15 protein-coding genes are annotated in these 20,171 nt (G+C 54.8%); 8 read left to right on the forward strand and 7 right to left on the reverse strand.

Features of this window, described 5'->3' with window-relative positions:
* Nucleotides 1-25: 25 nt before the first annotated feature.
* The gene (locus AC2IAX_RS06620) at nt 26-208 is read left to right on the forward strand and encodes a hypothetical protein (protein WP_494389863.1); all 183 of its coding nucleotides are present in this window, start codon (nt 26-28) and stop codon (nt 206-208) included.
* Between the two features lie 61 nt (nt 209-269).
* Here AC2IAX_RS06620 and AC2IAX_RS06625 read toward each other — a convergent pair whose 3' ends face one another.
* Nucleotides 270-1,400, reverse strand: a complete 1,131-nt coding sequence (locus AC2IAX_RS06625; RefSeq protein WP_494389864.1) for a C1 family peptidase — start codon at nt 1,398-1,400, stop codon at nt 270-272.
* A 282-nt stretch (nt 1,401-1,682) separates the two neighbouring features.
* Between AC2IAX_RS06625 and AC2IAX_RS06630 the strand changes: the two genes are divergently transcribed.
* From AC2IAX_RS06630 to AC2IAX_RS06645, 4 genes are all read left to right on the forward strand, one after another.
* Nucleotides 1,683-4,841, forward strand: coding sequence for an AAA family ATPase (locus AC2IAX_RS06630; RefSeq protein ID WP_494389865.1), 3,159 nt, complete (start codon nt 1,683-1,685; stop codon nt 4,839-4,841).
* Between the two features lie 259 nt (nt 4,842-5,100).
* Nucleotides 5,101-5,649 carry a DUF4214 domain-containing protein gene (locus AC2IAX_RS06635; protein ID WP_494389866.1) on the forward strand — a complete coding sequence of 183 codons (549 nt, stop codon included), beginning with the start codon at nt 5,101-5,103 and terminating at the stop codon, nt 5,647-5,649.
* 374 nt (nt 5,650-6,023) lie between these two features.
* Nucleotides 6,024-7,070 carry an ABC transporter substrate-binding protein gene (locus AC2IAX_RS06640; protein WP_494389867.1) on the forward strand — a complete coding sequence of 349 codons (1,047 nt, stop codon included), beginning with the start codon at nt 6,024-6,026 and terminating at the stop codon, nt 7,068-7,070.
* 439 nt (nt 7,071-7,509) lie between these two features.
* Complete coding sequence (locus AC2IAX_RS06645; RefSeq protein ID WP_494389868.1) at nt 7,510-8,925, forward strand: aldehyde dehydrogenase; 1,416 nt, start codon at nt 7,510-7,512, stop codon at nt 8,923-8,925.
* Between the two features lie 216 nt (nt 8,926-9,141).
* Here AC2IAX_RS06645 and AC2IAX_RS06650 read toward each other — a convergent pair whose 3' ends face one another.
* Complete coding sequence (locus AC2IAX_RS06650; protein ID WP_494389869.1) at nt 9,142-9,465, reverse strand: YnfA family protein; 324 nt, start codon at nt 9,463-9,465, stop codon at nt 9,142-9,144.
* A 252-nt stretch (nt 9,466-9,717) separates the two neighbouring features.
* Here AC2IAX_RS06650 and AC2IAX_RS06655 point away from each other — a divergent pair, with 252 nt between their 5' ends.
* From AC2IAX_RS06655 to AC2IAX_RS06665, 3 genes are all read left to right on the forward strand, one after another.
* The gene (locus AC2IAX_RS06655) at nt 9,718-11,454 is read left to right on the forward strand and encodes a diflavin flavoprotein (RefSeq protein WP_494389870.1); all 1,737 of its coding nucleotides are present in this window, start codon (nt 9,718-9,720) and stop codon (nt 11,452-11,454) included.
* Between the two features lie 52 nt (nt 11,455-11,506).
* Nucleotides 11,507-12,175 (forward strand): pseudouridine synthase, encoded by a 669-nt coding sequence (locus AC2IAX_RS06660; protein WP_494389871.1) that lies wholly within the window; start codon nt 11,507-11,509, stop codon nt 12,173-12,175.
* 78 nt (nt 12,176-12,253) lie between these two features.
* On the forward strand, nt 12,254-13,123 hold the full coding sequence (locus tag AC2IAX_RS06665) for a transglutaminase family protein (RefSeq protein WP_494389872.1): 870 nt from the start codon (nt 12,254-12,256) through the stop codon (nt 13,121-13,123).
* A gap of 111 nt (nt 13,124-13,234) precedes the next feature.
* Here the strand turns inward: AC2IAX_RS06665 and AC2IAX_RS06670 are convergent, their stop codons facing one another.
* The 5 genes from AC2IAX_RS06670 to AC2IAX_RS06690 all read right to left on the reverse strand — a co-directional run bounded on the left by AC2IAX_RS06670 (nt 13,235) and on the right by AC2IAX_RS06690 (nt 19,473).
* Nucleotides 13,235-13,612: a response regulator gene (locus AC2IAX_RS06670; protein ID WP_494389873.1), complete on the reverse strand. Its 378-nt coding sequence runs from the start codon at nt 13,610-13,612 to the stop codon at nt 13,235-13,237.
* Nucleotides 13,613-13,909: 297 nt separating this feature from the next.
* A complete protein-coding gene (locus AC2IAX_RS06675) occupies nt 13,910-15,835 on the reverse strand; it encodes a response regulator (RefSeq protein ID WP_494389874.1) in 1,926 nt (641 codons plus the stop codon).
* Nucleotides 15,836-16,043: 208 nt separating this feature from the next.
* On the reverse strand, nt 16,044-17,570 hold the full coding sequence (locus AC2IAX_RS06680; protein ID WP_494390305.1) for a UDP-N-acetylmuramoyl-L-alanyl-D-glutamate--2,6-diaminopimelate ligase: 1,527 nt from the start codon (nt 17,568-17,570) through the stop codon (nt 16,044-16,046).
* A gap of 24 nt (nt 17,571-17,594) precedes the next feature.
* Nucleotides 17,595-17,897, reverse strand: coding sequence for a glutaredoxin family protein (locus AC2IAX_RS06685; protein ID WP_494389875.1), 303 nt, complete (start codon nt 17,895-17,897; stop codon nt 17,595-17,597).
* Between the two features lie 292 nt (nt 17,898-18,189).
* Nucleotides 18,190-19,473, reverse strand: coding sequence for a response regulator (locus tag AC2IAX_RS06690; RefSeq protein ID WP_494389876.1), 1,284 nt, complete (start codon nt 19,471-19,473; stop codon nt 18,190-18,192).
* Nucleotides 19,474-20,171: the final 698 nt, after the last annotated feature.

The raw sequence follows: 20,171 nt of genomic DNA on the forward strand, positions 1-20,171 counted from the left end.
CGCTGGGAACAAGAACCATCCCTTAGTGTCGCGTGGCCCGATCGCCCTGCATGAGTCCCCGCCAACTTTTGCAACATTGAGGCTGGCCAGTGGCTATGGCAAAGCCCATGAGAAAAACCTTGAAACCACTTCAGACAAGGGGCTGAAGCCCCTTGCCCAAGACAGCCGATCGGTCGATCGGTCAATTCTCGATCGGCCGATCCGTTGATTAATCACTGAAGAACCGAGAACAGCCAAAGGGTCGATCGAGCGAATGCCCAATCAGCAACTTACTCTTCTTCTTCCTCCTCCTCTTCCTCGTAATCTTCTTCCTCCTCCTCGTAATCCTCCTCTTCTTCTTCGTAGTCCTCTTCTACTTCTTCTTCGTAATCTTCTTCCTCCTCTTCTTCTTCCTCGTAATCTTCTTCTTCCTCCTCCGAATCTCCGTAATCTTCTTCGTCGTATTCTTCTTCCTCGTCGCCTTCTTCGCCGTCGTAGTCTACCGAGATGCTGATTCCTTCGTCTTCTTCCTCTGAGTAATCATAATCACTCTCATCATCCTCAGAGTTGTAGTCACTGGCAAATTCTTCGTCATCATCGCTGTAGATGCCAGCCGAAAAATCCAGATCCGAAACTTGCTGAATTGCCCAACAATCGAAACACAAATCCGTGTTGATCATGTAGTCATAGGGGATATAGCAATAGCCTTGATCGCCCCAATCCGATCCCCAAGAATTGCGCACAATAAAGGCTTCATTGCGATCGGAATAACCCACACAGAGCATGGCATGGGCCCCGTGGGTTTCGCGAACTTGTTCATTGCGGCTGGGCAACGGAACGCGGCCGCCTTTTCCCGCTTGATTAAAAGAATCGTAGAGAATCAAACCAAAGGCAAAGGGATAACCCTCCGCCAAACAGCTTTTCATGGCTGCTAAATCAATGGGAATTTCACGCGCTTCATCTACCAAAAAATTCTGGGCTTCTTCGTAAGCCTCTGGGGAGGGTTCCGTGTCAAATTCTTCAGGAACATAGGGCCACGTTTCTTCGGTGCAAGCGCCCACTTCTTCAAGCACTTGGATGCTGCCGCTGATGGAACTGCCACCGTCGCCCACAGTTCCTTCCGCGCGTCGAGTGTTGTAGTAGATAAACAGGCGGCTGATGTCGCCCGCTTCTCCGTTGGCCCGCTGCGCTAAATATTCATAAGCTCCGGCGATCGCGTTGGCGGTGCAACTGCCGACGGTGGATTGATCTTCAACGGGAGTCAGATATTGACGCAAATCAACGCGGCTAGGCAACTGATCAGCACCAAGTTTTGACTGAAACAGGCTAAATCTCGGCGGCTTGCTTGTGGATTTGACACAAGCGCCAACCCGAATCTTTTTGCCGCTGCGGCGGTTAACCAAATAGCCAACTTTTGCCATGGTTCAGAGAGCCTAAAAAATAGACGATCAATAGACGATCAGTGGTTGAGAAGGGTAGGTGTTGAAGGGGGCTGGACAGTTGCCCAGGTCGCCCCGGAGCCAGGGCTTGGGCGATCGCCCCCCATGCGGGGGCTGCCGTTTCTGGTTATAGCCTGTTTTTGAATGAGCACCCAAAAGGAGTGCCAAAAATGTCAAAATGAGCCTGAAAAGTAACTCATTCAGCAAGATTAATCCAGCTCATTCATCAGCAATGGGTTGGGAGAGGCAGGGCAGAGGTTAACCGTGATCCCCGAACAGCTCATCCTCAAAAATTTCCTCAGTTATCGAGAAGCAACCCTACACTTTGGGGGGCTGCAAACGGCTTGTATTTGTGGAGCCAATGGTGCAGGGAAGTCATCACTACTGGAAGCCATGGCTTGGTCAATTTGGGGTAAAAGTCGCGCTTCCACCGAAGATGATGTAATTTTCGCGGGCGAAACGGAAGCGACCGTTAACTTTACCTTTCGGTTTGGTCATGAGGTTTATCGGGTAATCCGAACACGCCGATTGGGCCAAACCACTGCTTTGGAATTTCAGATGGCGATCGATGAGGGCGATCCCGATCAATGGGCCTTTCGCAGCTTAACGGAACGGGGGGCAAGGGCGACCCAAGCAGCTATTTTGCAGCGCTTGCGGCTGGACTATGACACCTTTGTTAATTCGGCCTATTTGCGTCAGGGACGAGCCGATGAATTCATGTTGAAAACACCGGCCGATCGCAAGGACATTTTGGCGGATTTGTTGAAGCTGGGGCAATACGATGATTTGGCAGAACAGGCGAGGGAACGCTCAAAGCTGTTGAAGGGTGAAACCAAGCAACTGGAGGAGTCGATTCAATCCCAGGAGCAAAAGCTAGCCGATCGAGCTAGTTTGTCCCAAGAGTTGGCCACCGTTGAACAACAGCTCAAAGCGCTACGGGGCGATCGGCAAAAGGCAGAAGCCCGACTGGAGCAGTTGCGATCGATTGCAGCGCAACGCCAAACCCAGCAACAACAATTGCAATGGATTCAGCAGCAGCAACAAACCATTCGCCAAGAGCTGGAACGGTTGGCCCAGGAAGGTCAACGACTGGCCCACCGACAAGCAGAAATTGATCGCACCTTGGCCGCCCAAACGGAAATTGAAGCGGGAATTCAGCAGCTTCAGCAATGGCAACGGGAAGATGAAATATTGGGTCAAAAATCCCAGCAGTATCATCAATGGATAACGGAGCAAAACCAGCGACAACAAGCGCTCGATCGGGAAGTGAACCGACTGGAAAATGAGCAGCGCACGTTGCATAGTCGCTTGCAGGATTTGGCACAACAGGAACAGGAATTACAGAGCATTCTGAATCAGCGATCGGAGGTGGAGGCGGCGGCAACTCAGTGGCAAACCGCACGCCACCATTTAAACCAATTGGAGCAAATGCAAACCCAGGCAGCTCCCTTGGTTCAACGGCGGCAACAGCTTTTTCAAGAGGGCGATCGGGTGCGATCGCGCTTGGTGGCTCGTTTGGAAGAGTTACAGAATTTGCAGCAACGAGCGATGGCTTCTGTGGCGCGTCGTCCTCAACTGGTTCAGCAATGGGAACAGATTGATCAACGGATTCAAACTCTTGAGAATCGCAAAGTTTATCAAGATCGGGTTCAAGAGAAAGGCACTGAACGAAAAGGGTTTATTGATCGCTTAACAGGAATGCAGGTGGATTTACAGAATCAGCTTGCAAAGCTGACTGAAAAAATGACCCTGCTGGCAGAGCAACCGGCGATTCAGAAGAGTCAAAATCAGGAAATTCACGAAATATCAGAGGACTATGGCGCTTGTCCCCTGTGCGATCAACCCCTAGATCAACATCACCTGGAGCGAGTGCAAGCCAAGCAAAAACTCGAAGAAACGGAACTGCGCGATCGCCTGTGGGTGCTTCAGGAGCAGTTGGCTTTGACAGAACGCGAAATTCAGATCTTGCGCCAGGAATATCGAGACCTCAAACAGGAATTGCAGCCCCTGAATAGTTTGATTGAAGAACGGGGCAAGCTGCAAGAACAACTGCAAACCCTGGAGCAAGAGCAAATTTCCTTGGCGGCTCAGGAAGCCACAATCGCCCAACTGACAGCGACTTTGGATTGGTTTGATCGGGGTGGATCAGTACCCGAACCGTTACCAGAATTGGGGCGATCGCTCCCAGATTTGCGCCATGAGCTAGCCGAGTTAGACGATCGCCTAACAGCCTTGAATTTTGACGATCGAAACCTGGCCTTGGCGCGGGCTGAGGTCGATCGCTGGCGGTGGGTCGAACTGAAGCAGCATGAATTGAACCAAGCCCAACGAAAGCTAGAACAATTGCAACAGCGGCGACCGGCGTTATTGGCAGAGCGCGATCGACTTCAAAAAACCCTGGCCAGTCATTTAGACCCGGCTGAACCTACTTCATTAACTGCCCAATTGGCCCTGATTAAGGAACAACTGGCAGCGCTGAATTATCAACCCGATCACCATGAACAGGTACGGGCAAAATTGCGATCGGCTCAGGGGTGGTTAGCCCGAGCAGAAACCCTGCGTCAATGCCAACAGGAAGCGCCCCAACTGCTCGATCGACAACGGCAGCTTACCCAAGCCCAACAGACCCAAACCGAAACCCAAAATCAACTCGCAAAACAGTGGGCAGAGGTGCAAGCGCAACTGACCAGCCAACCGGATCCCAGCCAGGACTTACAACAGCTTGATGTGCAACTCAATGATCTGCAACGGGCGATCGAATCAACGGTGGCCAAGCAAGCCCAACTTTCTCAACGGCAGGAATTTCTACAACAATTAGCGGAGCAGATCGGGCGCGATCGACAACAGCTTCAACAAAAACATCATCAACAGCGCGTTTATGACGAATTGGCCAAGGCCTTTGGCAAAAATGGAATTCAAGCCTTGGCGATCGAAACCCTTTTGCCTCAACTGGAAGCGGAAGCCAATCGAATTTTGTCCCAATTAAGTGCCAACCAACTGCACATTAATTTTGTGACTCAACGCCTCAAAAAAACCGCAACCAAGCGACAGAAAGCAACCGATTTAGCCAGCGCCACCATCGAAACCCTAGAAATTCAAATTGCCGATGCCCAAGGCACTCGCCCCTACGAAACCTATTCCGGTGGCGAATCCTTTCGGATTAACTTTGCGATTCGGCTTGCCCTGTCGCGACTATTGGCCCAGCGATCGGGAACGGCGCTGCAACTCCTGATCATTGATGAAGGATTTGGCACCCAGGATGATGCAGGGCGCGATCGATTGGTAGCGGCCATTAATGCGATCGCCCCAGATTTTGGTTGCATCCTCACGGTCACCCACATTCCCCAACTCAAGGAGGCATTCACCGCCCGCATTGAAGTGCAAAAGACCGCTGAAGGTTCCAAATTAGCCGTTTTTCTCTAATGTTTCTTCTCTAGGGTTTTCTCTAAGTCTTTTGACCTAGCGCCCACATTCAGCGCGGACACACCTCCCACCCAGCTCAAATCGGGTTTCCGTCGCGGAGTCTTTGGGCAATCCAATTCCCGTCATTGAACCTCATTGAACCTCTGTGAAAGTTTCGTGAACAAGTGCCGGATCCCTTTTGAGGTTCGGAACTTTCCCCTTAGAATGGGGGGACGACTTTGCCGTTGCTACCCGACTTTGCAACCTAGGTTGGCATCTGATGCTGAAGCTCAACGAGATGCTCCAAATGCTCCCGATCCGATCGCCCCGTCGATCGCTCAGTACCGTGCTGGCCACCACCCTCGCCGCCAGCGCGATCGCCTTGCCCAGCCAGGCCAGCAGCCTTTGCGTGGGCAATCGCCAGCAGTCCCTCTGTCTGGATTCCGGTGCTCAGTACGTGAGTGTGGCCGGTGCTTGGGATGAGTCGCTGTTGGCAACGGGCATTGATCCTGGCCATGCGGCCGAGGTCGATCGCCTCTATCAATCTGTCCTGGGCCGTCCGGCGGATCTGGCCGGTTTGCGTACCTATGTTCGCGCTCTGGAGCAGGGCTGGTCAGTGCGCAAGGTGCGCTGGGCCATTGCCAACAGCGCTGAAGCACAAGTGGCGATCCACCGCATTTATCGGGAAGTGCTCGATCGCGCGGCCGACGACGAAGGCTTGGATACCTATCGCGATCGCCTGGAACGAGGCTGGGAACTGAGCCGCGTTCGCACCGACATCGGCTCCAGCTACGAAGCCCAATCCCGCCGCCGCAGCCTCACCAGCTAGGCCGGGTGGTTACCCCGAGTCTGGCTCTGGATAGCTTGAATCAGCACCAAATCTGTAATCTGCCAGCCCCAGTGCTCTCAGCTCCAGTGCTCTCAGCTCCAGTGCTCAACAAAGACAAGGGGCTTAAGCCCCTTGCTCCCACGATATCCAAACCCTGCAACCAATCATCCCCCCAAGAATCTTACAAAACTGATTCCAAAAGCCCACGCTTGCTCTCGATGGCAGCGTGGGCTTGCTGTGATCTCGCAGCTTTAAAAACTGCTGGGATCCCGCGTAAAGCATGGGAAGTTTAGAATTCAAGGGGCAGGGCTGACCAGGACTGGCCGATCGAACCGTTGCACTCAAAATCCTCAAGTTTCTCGTGAATTAACCCTATGTCTCCGTTGAACGATTCCGCCTTCACCCGTCGTCGGTTGCTGCAATACGGGGCGATCGCCCTGAGTTCCGGCTTGGTCACCGCCTGCGGCAACAGCACCAGCAGCGAACCTAGCCCAACCGGTGAAAAGGGCCTCGATCGGGTCACCCTCGCCACAGACTGGGTTGCCCAGGCGGAGCATGGCGGCTTTTACCAAGCCCTGGCCACCGGTATTTACAAGGAATATGGCCTGGATGTAAAAATTCGGATGGGCGGCCCCCAGGCGGCCACGGGCACACAACTGCTGTTTGGGAAAGTGGTGGACTTTGCCATGAGCAACAGCACGATCGCCCTCAATGCCGTCGCAGAAGGCGTTCCCAAAATCACCGTCGCCGCCTATTTCCAAAAGGATCCCCGCTGCATTGTGGCCCATCCCGGCGTGAAAGATTTGTCGGAATTGAAGGGAAAGCCCCTGTTTGTCACGCCCCAAGCGGTTTCAGATTTTTGGGGACTGTTGGCTAAAAAATATGGATTTACGGACAGTCAGCGCCGGGTTTATAACTTTAACCCCGCCCCCTTTTTGGCTGATAAAACTTCCGCCCAGCAGGGATTTGTCACCTCAGAACCCTACACCATCGAAAAAGAGGGCGGCTTCAAGCCCAGCGTTTTCCTGCTGGCTGATGTGGGCTATAAACCCTACGCCACCACCATTGACACCACATCCCAAATGATTGCCGATAAGCCCGATGTGGTGAAACGGTTTGTGCAGGCTTCTGCCAAAGGTTGGTATAGCTATTTAGCCGATCCAGCGCCCGGCAATGCATTGATTAAAAAAGACTATCCGGAGATGACGGACGATCGCCTAATCTATGGTCTCGGGAAGCTGAAGGAATACGGCATTGTGCTTTCGGGCGATGCAATTACTAACGGTATTGGCTACATGACCGAAGCCCGCTGGAAGGAATTTTTTGAAAATATGGTTGAGTATGGGGTCTATCCCAAAACACTTGATTATCGCAAGGCTTTCACCCTCGATTTTGTACAAGATTTGCCCACCTCGGCCTAATGCTGGTGAGCATCTGTCCAAGCGCCTAATTCCATCGTTACGCGATCGAAGGCAAGGTGCTTGATCCCCTTGCCTGGGGATTGGAGCCAAGGTGCTTAGGGCCTGTCATCAAATCGCCTGAAACGCTGATTCCACAGTTGACAGATCGTGGGGGACAAGGGGCTTAAGCCCCTTGTTACAACGACTGGGGCATGGAAGATCAATCGTTTCAGCATCACCTCGAAAAATGACAACACTCCCTAATCCCCTTGCCTGAGGCAGATCGGTTGAAAAAATAGCCTTCCAGTGCCCATTGAGCTTAACTGGACGGATGCTAGATCCTGGTTACCGTTCTGAAGCTGGAACCGGAATTTTTCAGTAGATTAGTAATCAGCACACACTTGCGGGACAATTCCCTTTCGAGTCATTCAAGGGTTAATTCAAGGGTTAATCAACAGCTATGGTGATCGCCACGCAACCGACCAATTCGGCTCATCGGGATCTTGAAGCCCAAATTCGGGAAACCCTCGATCGCCAACGACAGTTTTTTGCCACCGGCCGCACCCGTGACTTGGATTTTCGGCGCACCCAATTAACCAAGCTGCGCCAAGCGATTCAGGCCAAACAGGCGGAGATCGTGGCGGCAGTACAACAGGATTTGGGCCGACCGGAATATGAGGCCTATTTTGAGTTGGCTTCGATTACAGAAATTGACGGGGCCCTGAAAAATTTAGCCCAATGGGCCAAGCCCCAAAAGGCCAAGTTGTCGATCGATCAATGGCCCGGTTCCGCTTGGATTGAACCGCAACCCCTGGGGGTGGCGCTGATTATTGGCCCCTGGAACTATCCCTTTTCTTTGGCGATTTCTCCGTTGGTGGGGGCGATCGCGGCGGGAAATTGCGCGATCATCAAGCCCTCGGAAGTGGCCCCGGCCAGTGCGGCCGTGGTGGCAACCCTGATTCGGGAAACCTTTGACCCGGCTTTTGTGGCGGTGTTTGAAGGGGATGCTGCCACCAGCCAAGCCCTGTTGGCCAATAAGTTTGACCATATCTTCTTCACGGGTGGGACAACCATTGGGCGTGTGGTGATGGCGGCGGCGGCCAAGCACCTCACGCCGGTCACCCTGGAGCTGGGGGGCAAGAGTCCTTGCTTTGTGACGGCGGATGCGAATCTGGCGATCGCGGCGAAGCGGATCGCTTGGGGCAAATTCCTGAATGCGGGCCAAACTTGCATCGCACCGGATTATCTGCTGGTCGATCGGGCGGTGATGCCGGAGTTGCTGGCCCAATTGCGCGAGGCGGTTACGGCGTTTTATGGAACTGATCCGGCCCAGAGCGGGGATTTTGGGCGAATTATTAATGATCGCCAGTTCGATCGATTGGCTGCTTTGCTGGAGTCCGGGAAACCGTTCTTGGGCGGTCAACACAATCGAGCCGATCGCTACATTGCCCCCACGATTCTCACCGATGTGGATTGGGACAGCCCCGTGATGGCCGATGAAATCTTTGGGCCCATTCTGCCGGTGTTGCCCTACGACCAACTGGATCAGGCGATCGCCCAAGTGAACAGCCGCCCCAAACCCCTGGCGCTCTATGTGTTTTCAGAAAATACCCAAACCCAACGCTACTTGCTCGATCGCACCAGTTCCGGCGGCGCTTGCATCAATGAAACGGTGATGCATGTGGGTTGTCCGTCGCTGCCCTTTGGTGGGGTGGGCGACAGCGGCATCGGTAGCTATCACGGCAAGGCCAGCTTCGACACCTTCTCGCACTATCGCAGTGTTTTGAAGAAGGCCACTTGGCTCGATTTAGATTGGCGCTATGCCCCCTATGCCCAAAAGGTCGGCACGATTAAAAGACTGCTGGGCATGGGCTAGCCAACTTCACTCCACGGGTTCATGACTCCTAGCTCCACTTTTTGCCAAGCGCGTTGCCGATCGAGCGAAACGTTTTGGTAGGGAAGTTAGGTCAGTTGAAATACTATCCAAGCTGTAGCCAGGCTAGTTTGTTGCACCTTCATGAGTTGGTATTGATCATCAATTTCTCAACTAATTCTGTTGTAGGAAAATCAGTACCAACTTTTATTTTAAAAATTAGCTTCTAGGCGCATACATCATGACTAAGACACCCAAAATAATCATCCATCCTCCAAAATAGTCAAATTTATCGGGTACTACTCGATCAACAAACCAACCCCAGAAAATTGATAGAACAACAAAAACCCCACCATAGGCAGCATAAGCGCGTCCAAAATTGGTTGGTTGCAACGTCGGCACAGCACCATAGAAGCCAAGCAGGATGACCCCAATTACTGCAAACCAAGCTGTTTTTCCTTCCCGAAGGGTCAGCCATACTAAATATCCACCACCAATTTCAAATAGCCCAGAGATCACGAAGAGAATTAAAGATTGAATCATAGCTCAAAGAATGCCAATACTCACTTGATTTTAGTTTTCAGAAACATAGCAATAGACTGTTATCAAGTCATCGATCAATCGTCATTCAAGAAATACAATTTGAATTTGAATTTTCGCTGCAATGGTGACCCAAGACTCAGATTTAATTAACCAGCCGATTACATTTCGCAAAGCGATCGCCCGTTGATTGCGCCCACGATCCCGCTAGGATGGCAACAATAGGGATCAGGCTTGAACCACGGAGCCACAGCAATGACGATCGCCACAGCAACCCCCCCAACGGCCAAACCCCGCGACGTGCAAGTGATGCCGATCGGCCCTGGCACCACCGTGTTGCGATCGCGCACCTGGGAACGCCTGAAATTTGAGATTGAATATTCCCTCAAAAAAGGCACGACCGCCAATGCCTATCTGATTCAAGGCGATCAGGTGGCCCTGATTGACCCGCCGGGGCAAACCTTCACCGATGTGTTTTTGAACAAATTGGCGCAGCAGTTGGGCGATCGGGCGATCGACTACGTAATTTTGGGCCACCTGAACGCCAACCGGGCCGCCACCATTGAAAAACTCCTGGAAGCCAGCCAGCCTCCGCGTTTCATTTGCTCGAATCCGGCGGCCATCACCCTGCGATCGCTCTTTCCCGATCGGGACTTGGCGATCGAGGTGGTGCGTGGCGAAGAAACCCTTGACCTGGGCCAAGGCCACCTGCTGAAATTCATCCCGATTCCGACTCCCCGTTGGCCCGATGGCATGGTTACCTACGACCCCGCCAGCCAGATTGCCTTCACTGACAAGCTTTACGGGGCCCATGTTTGCGGCGATCAGATTTTTGATGAGGGCTGGCAGATCTATGAGGACGATCGACGGTTTTATTACGACTGCCTGCACGCTTCCCAGTCCAAACAGGTCAGCACCGCCCTGGACAAGCTAGACGACCTGCCCGCCGTCACCTATGCGCCGGGCCACGGGCCGATCGTGCGCTATGGCTTTGCGGAACTGCGCCACGCCTATCGCCACTGGACGCAACAGCAAACGGAAAAGGAACTTTCCGTGGCCCTGATTTTCGCCTCGGCCTATGGCAACACGGCCGCCGTGGCCCAAAGCATTGCCCGAGGCATCACCAAGGCCGGCGTGGCGGTGGAGTCCATCAACTGCGAATATCTGGATCCAGAGGAAATTAAAGGGGCGATCGAGAAATGCGCCGGTTTCATCATCGGCTCCCCCACCTTGGGCGGCCATGCTCCCACCCAAATTCAAACGGCCCTGGGCATTGTTCTAAACAGCGCTGACAAGAGCAAACCCGCCGGGGTGTTTGGTTCCTTTGGTTGGAGCGGCGAGGCGATCGACCTGCTGGAAAACAAACTCCAGGACGGGGGTTACCAATTCGCCATGCCCACGATCCGGGTCAAATTTGCCCCCACTCAAGCAGTTCTGCAACAGTGCGAAGAGGCGGGCACGGACTTTGCCCAGGCCCTGCAACGGGCCAACAAACGCCGCTCCCCCAAACCGGCCGCCGGGACGGCCGATCGCACAGCCCAGGCCGTGGGGCGCGTGGTGGGTTCCCTGTGCGTGGTCACCGCCAGCCAAGATGACGTAAACACAGCAATGCTCGCCTCTTGGGTTTCCCAAGCCACCTTCAAGCCACCGGGGGTGACGATCGCCGTGGCCAAAGAACGGGCGATCGAGTCCCTGATGCATGAGGGTTCGCAGTTTGTCCTGAACGTGTTGGCGGAAGGCAAACAACTACGGCGGCACTTCATGAAAAACTTTCCGCCAGGGGCCGATCGATTCGAGGGGTTACAAGTGGAAACCGCCAGCAACGGTTGTCCTTTGTTGACCGATGCCCTGGCTTTTCTAGAATGCACCGTGCGCAGTCGCATGGAATGTGGCGATCACTGGGTGGTGTATGCCACTGCCAACAGCGGCAAAGTGCTCGACACCACAGGGGTCACAGCGGTTCATCACCGGCGATCGGGCAGCCAATACTAAAACACAGCACTGCAACACAGTACTGCCCCTTCCCCCTATTCCCCGCCCGACCATGGCCCGCTACGTCGTGTTTTATAAGCCCTTTCAGGTGATGAGCCAATTTAGCCCCTCCGAGGGCAAGGCCACCCTGAAGGACTTTATTGATGTACCTGAGATCTACCCGATCGGGCGGTTGGATTGGGACAGCGAAGGGTTAATGCTGCTGTCGGACGATGGGCCGCTGCAACACCGGTTAAGCGATCCCCGCTGGGGTCATCCCCGCACCTACTGGGCCCAGGTGGAACAGATTCCCCCGGATCCGGCGATCGCCCAACTGCAACGGGGCGTGACCATTCAAGACTACCGAACCCGCCCCGCTCAGGTGCGTCTGTTGCCCGAGGAGCCACCCCTGCCGCCTCGCAATCCGCCGATTCGGTTTCGGAAATCCGTGCCCACCGCCTGGCTAGAATTAACCCTCACCGAAGGCCGCAATCGCCAGGTGCGACGGATGACGGCGGCCGTGGGCCATCCCACCCTGCGCTTGGTGCGGGTGGCGATCGGGTCGCTCACCTTGGCGGGGTTGGAGCCGGGCCAGTGGCGCTTCCTGAGCGCAACGGAACTCGCCAGTTTGCGGGCGATCGCCCAATCCTCCCAGCCAGCCTCAGCGACTAGGGGCGAACAGGCGGTTCGATCGCCCCGAAGTCGTCCGGCCAAACGTCGGGGGCGATCAGCGCGATCGTAAGCCACCTTGTAAAAACCACTTCCAAGGGCGACTTCCTTAAAATGGCCATGGAATCCCCATTGTTCGTTAGGCCGGGCCATGCGCTATCGCATCCATCACGCAATCCATTACACCTATAGCCAACCCGTCGAACTTGGCCCCCATACCCTGCGATTGCGGCCCCGCTGCGATGGATCTCAGGTCTTGCACGATTTTCAGCTTCAGGTATCGCCGCCCCCCCTGGGTTTAGCCGATATTTTTGACCTAGAAGGCAACACAGTCATTCAAAGTTGGTTTAACCGGGATCTGGTGGAATCCTTGCAGGTGAAGGCCACCAGCGTCGTGGAAACCTTGCGATCGAACCCGTTTCACTTTCTGTTGGAACCTTGGGCCCTGTCGCTCCCCTTCGACTATCCCGCTTCAACGCTGGCCCAGGTGCGGCCTTATCTGAGCGATCAACGGTTGGGGGGCGAGCGGCTCGATCCCGCCATTTGGGAGTTGGCCCAAGGGTTGCTTTACAAAAACCATGGCAACACCCTGGACTTTTTGGGCGACTTGAACCAAACGGTCTATAACCACTGCTTCTATCAGCCGCGAGAAACTGGCGACCCGATGCCGCCAGGCATGACTTGGCGGCGCAAAACCGGCTCCTGTCGTGATTTGTCGGTTTTGTTTATGGAAGTTTGCCGAGTGGTGGGCTTGGCGGTGCGGTTTGTCAGCGGCTACGAGGCTGGCGACCCCAAGCAGCCCGAAAAGTACCTGCACGCCTGGGTTGAAGTGTTCTTGCCGGGGGCCGGATGGCGAGGCTATGACCCCACCCAAGGGCTGGTCACGGCCGATCGACATATTCCCCTGGCCGCCAGCGCGTTCCCCCAAAACACGGCCCCCATGCCGGGCACATTTCGCGGGCGATCGGCCTCGGCCCACATGACCTTTGAATTAGCCATTGAGCCTCTGGACTCGGTGTAACCTGCTCCAGTGCAATGGAATTTGATCGGGCTAAATTGGGCTAAATTGGGCTGAATTGGACTCGATCGCCCCATTGCCAAACCGATCAGCCGATGGATCTCGATCGCATGATTAGGCAGACCAGCCCAAAATCTGACAAATGGAATCTCCTAACACCAAAGGATCAAACGGCTTCGTAACCACCGCTGCCGCCTTCAAGTGGGCATAGCGTTGGCGATCGGCCGCTTGCACCTTGGCGGTCAACAAAATGACAGGAATATGACTGGTGGAGGGATTTTTTTGCAATGCTTCCAAGGTCGCCGTGCCATCCATTTGGGGCATCATCACATCCAACAAAATCGCATCGGGTTGTTGGGCTGCGGCCATGGCAATTCCTTCAGCACCGGAAGCAGCCAACAACACCTGCCAACCGTTACAAACCTCCAGACCAATGCGCGCAATTTCTCGCATGTCTGGTTCATCATCAATAACAAGCACTTGTTTAGTCATAGGAGATGGAGAGGAAAATATGAATTGAGGAAAATTGAGGAAAATATGAATTGTGGGTCTTCTCCGTATGACTTGAGGAGCCATGCCCACTCTGCAAGTTCAACCGAGTGCCATCGGATTCAATCAGACAGTTTCAATCAAGCAATTTAACTGACTTGGGGAGTTCCAGCAGTGCCGTTAGTTCAGCCAATTAATCCAGCCAACTCGTTCAGCCAATCAATTCAACTGATCCATTACATTAATCAGTTGAGCAAATTAGTTAAATTCAGCTAAATTCAGCTAAATTCGTTGATTTAACTAATATTTACTGGCTGGTTTAGTAGCTCGGCCATTGAACAATTCCGATCGGCTGGCTCGGATGAGCTGATGTCGCAAACTATCCGCCAATTCCTCAGCACTCGGAAGCTCTAGGATACAGGCAGTTGCCCCGGCCTGGTAGAGCTGATCGAGGGTTTGGGGCGAGGCTTCGGAGGCAAACACAATCACCGGGATGCGTCGCCCGCCAAATCCCTCGCTGCGGAGGGCCCTCGTCCATAAAACGCCTTCCCAGGGACTGCTATCGGCCGCCAGCAAAATGAGATCCGGCCGACTGGCGGCCATGCTGGCGCTGACTCGTTGGGGTTGGGAAACGGCGGCCAGTGTCCATTGTTGTTGCTGGCAACAGCGCCTTACCAGGTTGTTGGCGTTGTTAGACAGGCCAATGGCCAGAATTCGCAGATTGCCCCCAATGCGTTGTTCGGTTTGGTATTGACTGAGGGCTTGGATCAGGGGCGTGATGGGGCGATCGACTGCCCAATCGGTATCCCAGCCTTCATTCGCAAATTGCAGTAGATCGTTGGGGTCAGACTGCTCCATCAGGGCGATCGCGATCAGGGATGGTTGGCGCTGGCGCAAGCTGGGTAATACCGCCAGAAAATCGGCCCGCTCCGGATCGCTCCAATCCATAATTACCACACTGGGCAAGGCGGTGGCAGGTTGCGTGAGCCAAGTGGTAGGAGAACTGGGCAGCGCCAGGTCAATCAGGGCCCCCTCTTGGGCAATGGCGGCGGCCAGGGCCTGAGACCAGCGGCTGTTGTTGCCCAAATAAACCAGCCGTAGGCGATTGTGTTCGATCTGCTGGCGGCTTTGGATTTCGCGACGCAGATCGCCCACCAGGGAAATCAGGGTTTGGTGGGCCAGTTGCAGGATGCTGTGGCGATTGGTGGCCGTTGGATGGGTAGCGACTGGATTGGCGGCGGGGTCGAAACCACTGGGGCTATAGGGATCTTGGGCGTAGGGTTGCAGTTGTTGCAGTTGTTCTTCAATGGCGCGGGCCAGTTGGGAGCCGCGCACCAATCCAAATGGCCCCAAGGAGCCGATCAGTTTGTGGGCATCTTCCAGGGCCCGGAGCCGATCGACCTCGCAGAGTCGATCGGCTCCGATGCCGGCCGTTACTCGCTCCAAGGACTCCAACCGCTCATAGATCATTCCCTCAAAGCGTTCCCATGCCCGATCGAGGGCCGATCGCAACCGTAGAGACACATCCCCATCCTGGGGTTCCGGCACCTGAGCGCTCCCGGGCCGCAGCCGATAGCCCATGCCATAAACCGTTTCAATCAGATCCCGCGCTCCCACCAGGGCCAACTTGCGTCGCACGCCTTTGATGTGGGCTTTGACGGTTTCTTCACCGGGAAAATCGCCCACAGACCACAGGTGTTCGAGGATGGCGTTGCGGGAAAACAGCCGCCGGGGATGGCGCAAAAACAATTCCAGGAGGCTGTATTCCTTGGGGCTGAGGTTGATGGGGCGATTGCTATAGGTCACTTGACCGGCGCTCGGATCCAAACGCAGGGGCCCCCATTCCAACACGGGCGCATCGGTCGATCGCTGGCGGCGCAACAGGGCCCGCACCCGTGCCATCAGTTCTTGGACGGTGCAAGGCTTGACCACATAATCATCGGCCCCGGCATCCAGACCCTTTACCTTGTCTTCGGTTTCGCCCTTGGCGGTCAATAGCAAAATGGGACCCGTATATTTTTCTCGCCGCAGATGGCGACAAAGACTCAGGCCATCCAGTCGGGGCAGGGTCACATCCAGAATAATCAAGTCGTAGGTAAACGATCGGGTATAGTCCAATCCCTCTTGCCCATCCTCAGCCACATCCACCACGTAGAACTGCTCCGCCAGGGCCGCGCCGAGCGTGTGGGAAATGGCTGGGTCATCTTCAACTAGCAGGAATCTCACGCAATTTCGCAGAAACGGTATCAATCTTCCACAGAATCACGGGCAAATCCAAACGGGGGCGCTCAGGGATGAGATTTAACAGTTTTTAACAGACCTGACCCATGGATCGCGGGCGGGCGGGGTCGGAGCTTGGGATGCGACCCCTGATTTTTCGATCGCTGAACCCCATGAAGTCCGATCCAGATGCTTCAGCCTGCTTCAGTTTGCATTAATTTGCATTAGTGGCGATGGTTGCTTGCAATCGCAGGCGCAGGGCCGCCTCGGCCTGTTCCCGATCGTCAAAATGCACCTTTTCAGTGCCTAGGATTTGGTAGTCTTCGTGGCCTTTGCCCGCAATTAGGACACAATCGCCGGGTTGGGCTTCCAGGATGGCCCGTTGGATCGCCTTGGCGCGATCGCCCTCCACGGTGTAGTTCGCAGCGGCGGGAATTCCGGCCACCACATCGTTCAAAATTCGCTGGGGATTTTCGGTGCGGGGGTTGTCGGAAGTGACGATCGCCCAGTCGGACTCCTGGGCCGCAATGCCGCCCATGATGGGCCGTTTGGTGCGATCGCGATCGCCCCCACAACCAAACACACAAATCAAGCGCCCTTGCACAAACGGACGGGCCGCCCGCAGGGCATTGTCCAAGCTGTCGGGCGTGTGGGCATAGTCCACGATCGCGCTAATGTCCTGGGGCAAGGGCGTATCGGTCACTTGGACTAGCTGCATTCGACCTGGCACACCGGGGAATTGAGCCAGGGCCTGCACCATGGCCGAAAGATCCAAGCCCAAGTGCAACCCGGCAGCAGCGGCGGCCAGCCAGTTTTGCAAGTTGAATTGACCCACCAGGGGCGATCGAAACGCGATCGCGCCGGCCGGTGTGTGCAGCGTGCCGCTGACCCCATCGAGGCCGTAGCTCAAATCACTCAGATAAAAATCGGCTGCGGAATCGTCAATGCTATAGCACCAGCAGCGATCGGTATCGAGCTGAGCTGCGAGGGCCGCCCCATAGGGATCATCAAGGTTGACGATCGCCCGGCCCCGCAGGTAATTGGGCTGGAAGAGCAGGGCCTTCGCCGCAAAATAATCTTCCATCGTGTTGTGGAAGTCCAGGTGATCCTGCGTCAGGTTGGTGAAAACCGCCACCTGAAATTCACAACCTTGCACCCGTCGTTGGGCCAGGGCATGGGAGCTAACTTCCATCACGGCATAGTCCGCCCCGGCCGATCGAGCATTGGCCAACTGCTCTTGCAACTCCACCGCAAAGGGCGTGGTATGGACGGCCGTTTGCTCAAAGCCCGGCCAACGCACCACCAACGTGCCCAGCAGCGCCGTGGGGCGATCGGCTGTCTTCAACAAAAACTCAATCAATTGCGTGGTGGTGGTTTTGCCATTGGTGCCCGTCACCCCCACCAATTGCAACTGCTGGGTTGGGTGGCCATGGAACGCCGCCGCCAAATCTGCACAGGCCCCCACCACATCCATCGCCCCAATCAGGCAAGGCCCGGCCGGCTGGGTTGGCTGGGCGGCGGCAATGGCCGACGACACCACCGCCGCGATCGCCCCTGACTCGATCGCGTTGGGCCAAAATTCACCGCCATCAACCCGAGTCCCCGGCAGACCAATGAACAGGTCGCCCGGTTGGCAAGCTTGGGAATTGGTCGTCAGCCCCTTCACTGGGCGATCGAGTGCCAGATGGTCGGGAATCACCAGTTCTGTGGAGACGCTGGCCAGCAGTTCGCGCAAAGTCATGGGTTCCATGGGCGGTTGCCTCTCCTAGGATGGCTCAATTGTGGCAAAGGCTTTCCGGAGGTGTTGTTCGAGCTGAACCACCGAACAGCGGGGCGACGGCCGCGGAATCGGCAATTCAGATTCCCCATCCGCCAGCCAACGCAACACCGGAATTTCGGATTGAAACGCGGCAAACCAGCGATCGTTGGTGGTGATGTCCCGCAGCTCGATCGTGAGGCGCAGATCGCTCGACAGGTTCACCATTTCCAACTTTTCCTGCAATCCCTCACAGAGATGGCAACCGGGCTTGCTATACAAAATCAAATGATGGGGCAGAGGATGAGACAAGGGACGGGCGTTGAATGACGCGTTGAATGACGGCTGATGGCTCATGAGATCTCATGAATGGCGAGTCGATCGCTCACTGATCACTCATCCTGACGGCCACCGATGCCGGAATCATACCCCCAGCAACCAAATCGGGGAACCACTTTGGGCGCATCTTGGCAAATTCGGGCGCAACAGAAACCGTTCACCCGCCGGATTCATACTGGGATGGATCTGGAATGAATCTGGAATGAGTATTGGGCTATGGGGCTGATCCAAGTTTGGCTTTTTCGCCATCCTCTTCAAGATCCTCTCAGGCCAAAGCAGACTTGAACGCGCTGGGGGATGAATTCAGATTGAAGCCAGCCCCCTGATCTTGCCCATTGGCAGTGCGACCGGGCAGGGCCGGATCTGGATGTGGTGGATGTGGGCGGGTGGAATTGTGGCTCGGCAAGTGCCGCTCCAACGTCGCCAGAATTCGCCCGCTATCCGAAACCTTCGAGAGAAACTCGGAAGCCCGCGCCAACTTGGCCCGCACCCGATCGATCGTGCCATCATGCCCGGTCAAAATCACGATCGGGGTATGCTCCAGAGCCTTCACCCGCCGAATTTGCGCACAAATTTCATAGCCATTCACCACCGGCATCACCACATCCAGCAGGATCAAATCCGGCTTCAGCTCAATCAACTGCGTCAGCGCCTGCACCGAATCCCGCATTCCACAGAACCGATAGCCCGCCTGGGTCACAATTCGTTCCAGCCGTTGCAGCACCACCATGCTGTCATCAATGCAAACCACTAGGGGTGGTTCAGTTTTGGTGGCTGGGGTGGCGTAACCCGTGGATGAGAGCATGGGGTGAAACTCCAAATCTGGCAACACCTGAAAGGTCAGCAACTGCTGCCGAAAAAAGTAACCCAGCATCCGAGCCGTCATGGCAGGGGATTGGTTTAACTTCAGGGCCAAATCCCAAAAGGTGCGCCGACCATTAAACAGCGGTTGCAGGCTCAGGGCAGTGTGCTGACGGCTATCATCCAGCTCAATGCCGGCATCCAGCGACAGCCCCCGATCGATCCAAGCGTGGACTGGTCGGTCACTCGGCAACAATTGGCTCAAGTCCCGCGCATCCTTCAGCAACTGTTGCAGCCGATCGCCCGGCAAATGCAGTCCCGAACTGACCGCCGCACAGTCTAGCAATCGGTTCGATCGCGCCTCCCAAGTCATCCGGATCGTTGCATCGGTCGCAATTTGCGTCAGCGCCTCCAGCGTCAGCGCCGCCAACACATGCTCCGCCTTGCCGCTATCTAGCTGGCCTGTCATCACCGCCCGACTCACCAGCGCATATTCCCAAGGATCGTAAGAAGTCGGAGGCTGCCCCGCCGTTAATTCCGCCGGCTCAATCTGTTGCCCCATCAGAGCGCGTCGCCAACGCCGCACCCGATGATCACTGCCCGTAGTGCAAACCAACTTGCCCTGATGAAACTCCAGCCGCCAATGGATTTGCCCCTGCCGAACCATCAACGTTCCAGACACCTGATTGTGGTTCACCTGGGCGATGGCCCGCGCGAGGGATAGCAGACCGACAACTTGGTTTGACATAGCGTGCCTCGCAACTGCGCCTGTGTTCATAGGAGTGACTTGCATCCGGGGGACGGCCACTGAAAATCTTAGGTGACTTCAGTAATGTGCATCCCTCTTGACCTATCGATCGCCAGAGCAATCTCAGAATTTCTCAGGGTTTTTCAGAGCTTATTTACAGCCCATGAATTTACTCTTATGATCAATCTTGAAACTAACTCAGTAGTCGATTTGCATTCTGGTTCTTTAAGATTTGGTAAATAATTACATGATTTTCAAGCATTTTCAGGCATCCGTTGATCAGCCTTTTTCCTCATTTAGAGTTGATTAGAAGCATTGTCGATTTTGCAGAAACACTCCCAAGTTGCGCACAGGATTTTAGGAAAAAATCGTGAAAAACTCGGAAAGGATGATCGATCGTTCAACTAATTGGTTGCTAGCATGTGACAATTAGCACCCGTCAGCTACGGAGCCTATTACTCAGTCAAGGTTATGCCAAGAGCGATCATTTCAACTCTCGATCATTAAGCGTTAATACTGAATTCAAACCAATTTTGACTCTTGTCCAATAGGGTTTTCGGTTTGAATTCTGGATTAATCTTTAGGCTGAGCAGTGAGTAGGTTGGTGTTCAGACTTGATGCAAGACGCTTAAGGGGTTGGCAAATAGCCCAGTAGTGAAAATTTGGAAGGGGAACAGCACTCAATTCGCAAGTTCAAA

The sequence above is a fragment of the Limnothrix sp. HT2024 genome (assembly GCF_059138625.1).

What these genes read in the sequence shown, in the direction of transcription:
- AC2IAX_RS06635 (WP_494389866.1), top strand. Translation starts at nt 5,101, where the DNA reads ATGCTGAAGCTCAACGAGATGCTCCAAATGCTCCCGATCCGATCGCCC.
- AC2IAX_RS06645 (WP_494389868.1), top strand. Translation starts at nt 7,510, where the DNA reads ATGGTGATCGCCACGCAACCGACCAATTCGGCTCATCGGGATCTTGAA.
- AC2IAX_RS06625 (WP_494389864.1), bottom strand. Translation starts at nt 1,400, where the DNA reads ATGGCAAAAGTTGGCTATTTGGTTAACCGCCGCAGCGGCAAAAAGATT.
- AC2IAX_RS06655 (WP_494389870.1), top strand. Translation starts at nt 9,718, where the DNA reads ATGACGATCGCCACAGCAACCCCCCCAACGGCCAAACCCCGCGACGTG.
- AC2IAX_RS06640 (WP_494389867.1), top strand. Translation starts at nt 6,024, where the DNA reads ATGTCTCCGTTGAACGATTCCGCCTTCACCCGTCGTCGGTTGCTGCAA.
- AC2IAX_RS06680 (WP_494390305.1), bottom strand. Translation starts at nt 17,570, where the DNA reads ATGACTTTGCGCGAACTGCTGGCCAGCGTCTCCACAGAACTGGTGATT.
- AC2IAX_RS06660 (WP_494389871.1), top strand. Translation starts at nt 11,507, where the DNA reads ATGGCCCGCTACGTCGTGTTTTATAAGCCCTTTCAGGTGATGAGCCAA.
- AC2IAX_RS06665 (WP_494389872.1), top strand. Translation starts at nt 12,254, where the DNA reads ATGCGCTATCGCATCCATCACGCAATCCATTACACCTATAGCCAACCC.
- AC2IAX_RS06670 (WP_494389873.1), bottom strand. Translation starts at nt 13,612, where the DNA reads ATGACTAAACAAGTGCTTGTTATTGATGATGAACCAGACATGCGAGAA.
- AC2IAX_RS06650 (WP_494389869.1), bottom strand. Translation starts at nt 9,465, where the DNA reads ATGATTCAATCTTTAATTCTCTTCGTGATCTCTGGGCTATTTGAAATT.
- AC2IAX_RS06690 (WP_494389876.1), bottom strand. Translation starts at nt 19,473, where the DNA reads ATGTCAAACCAAGTTGTCGGTCTGCTATCCCTCGCGCGGGCCATCGCC.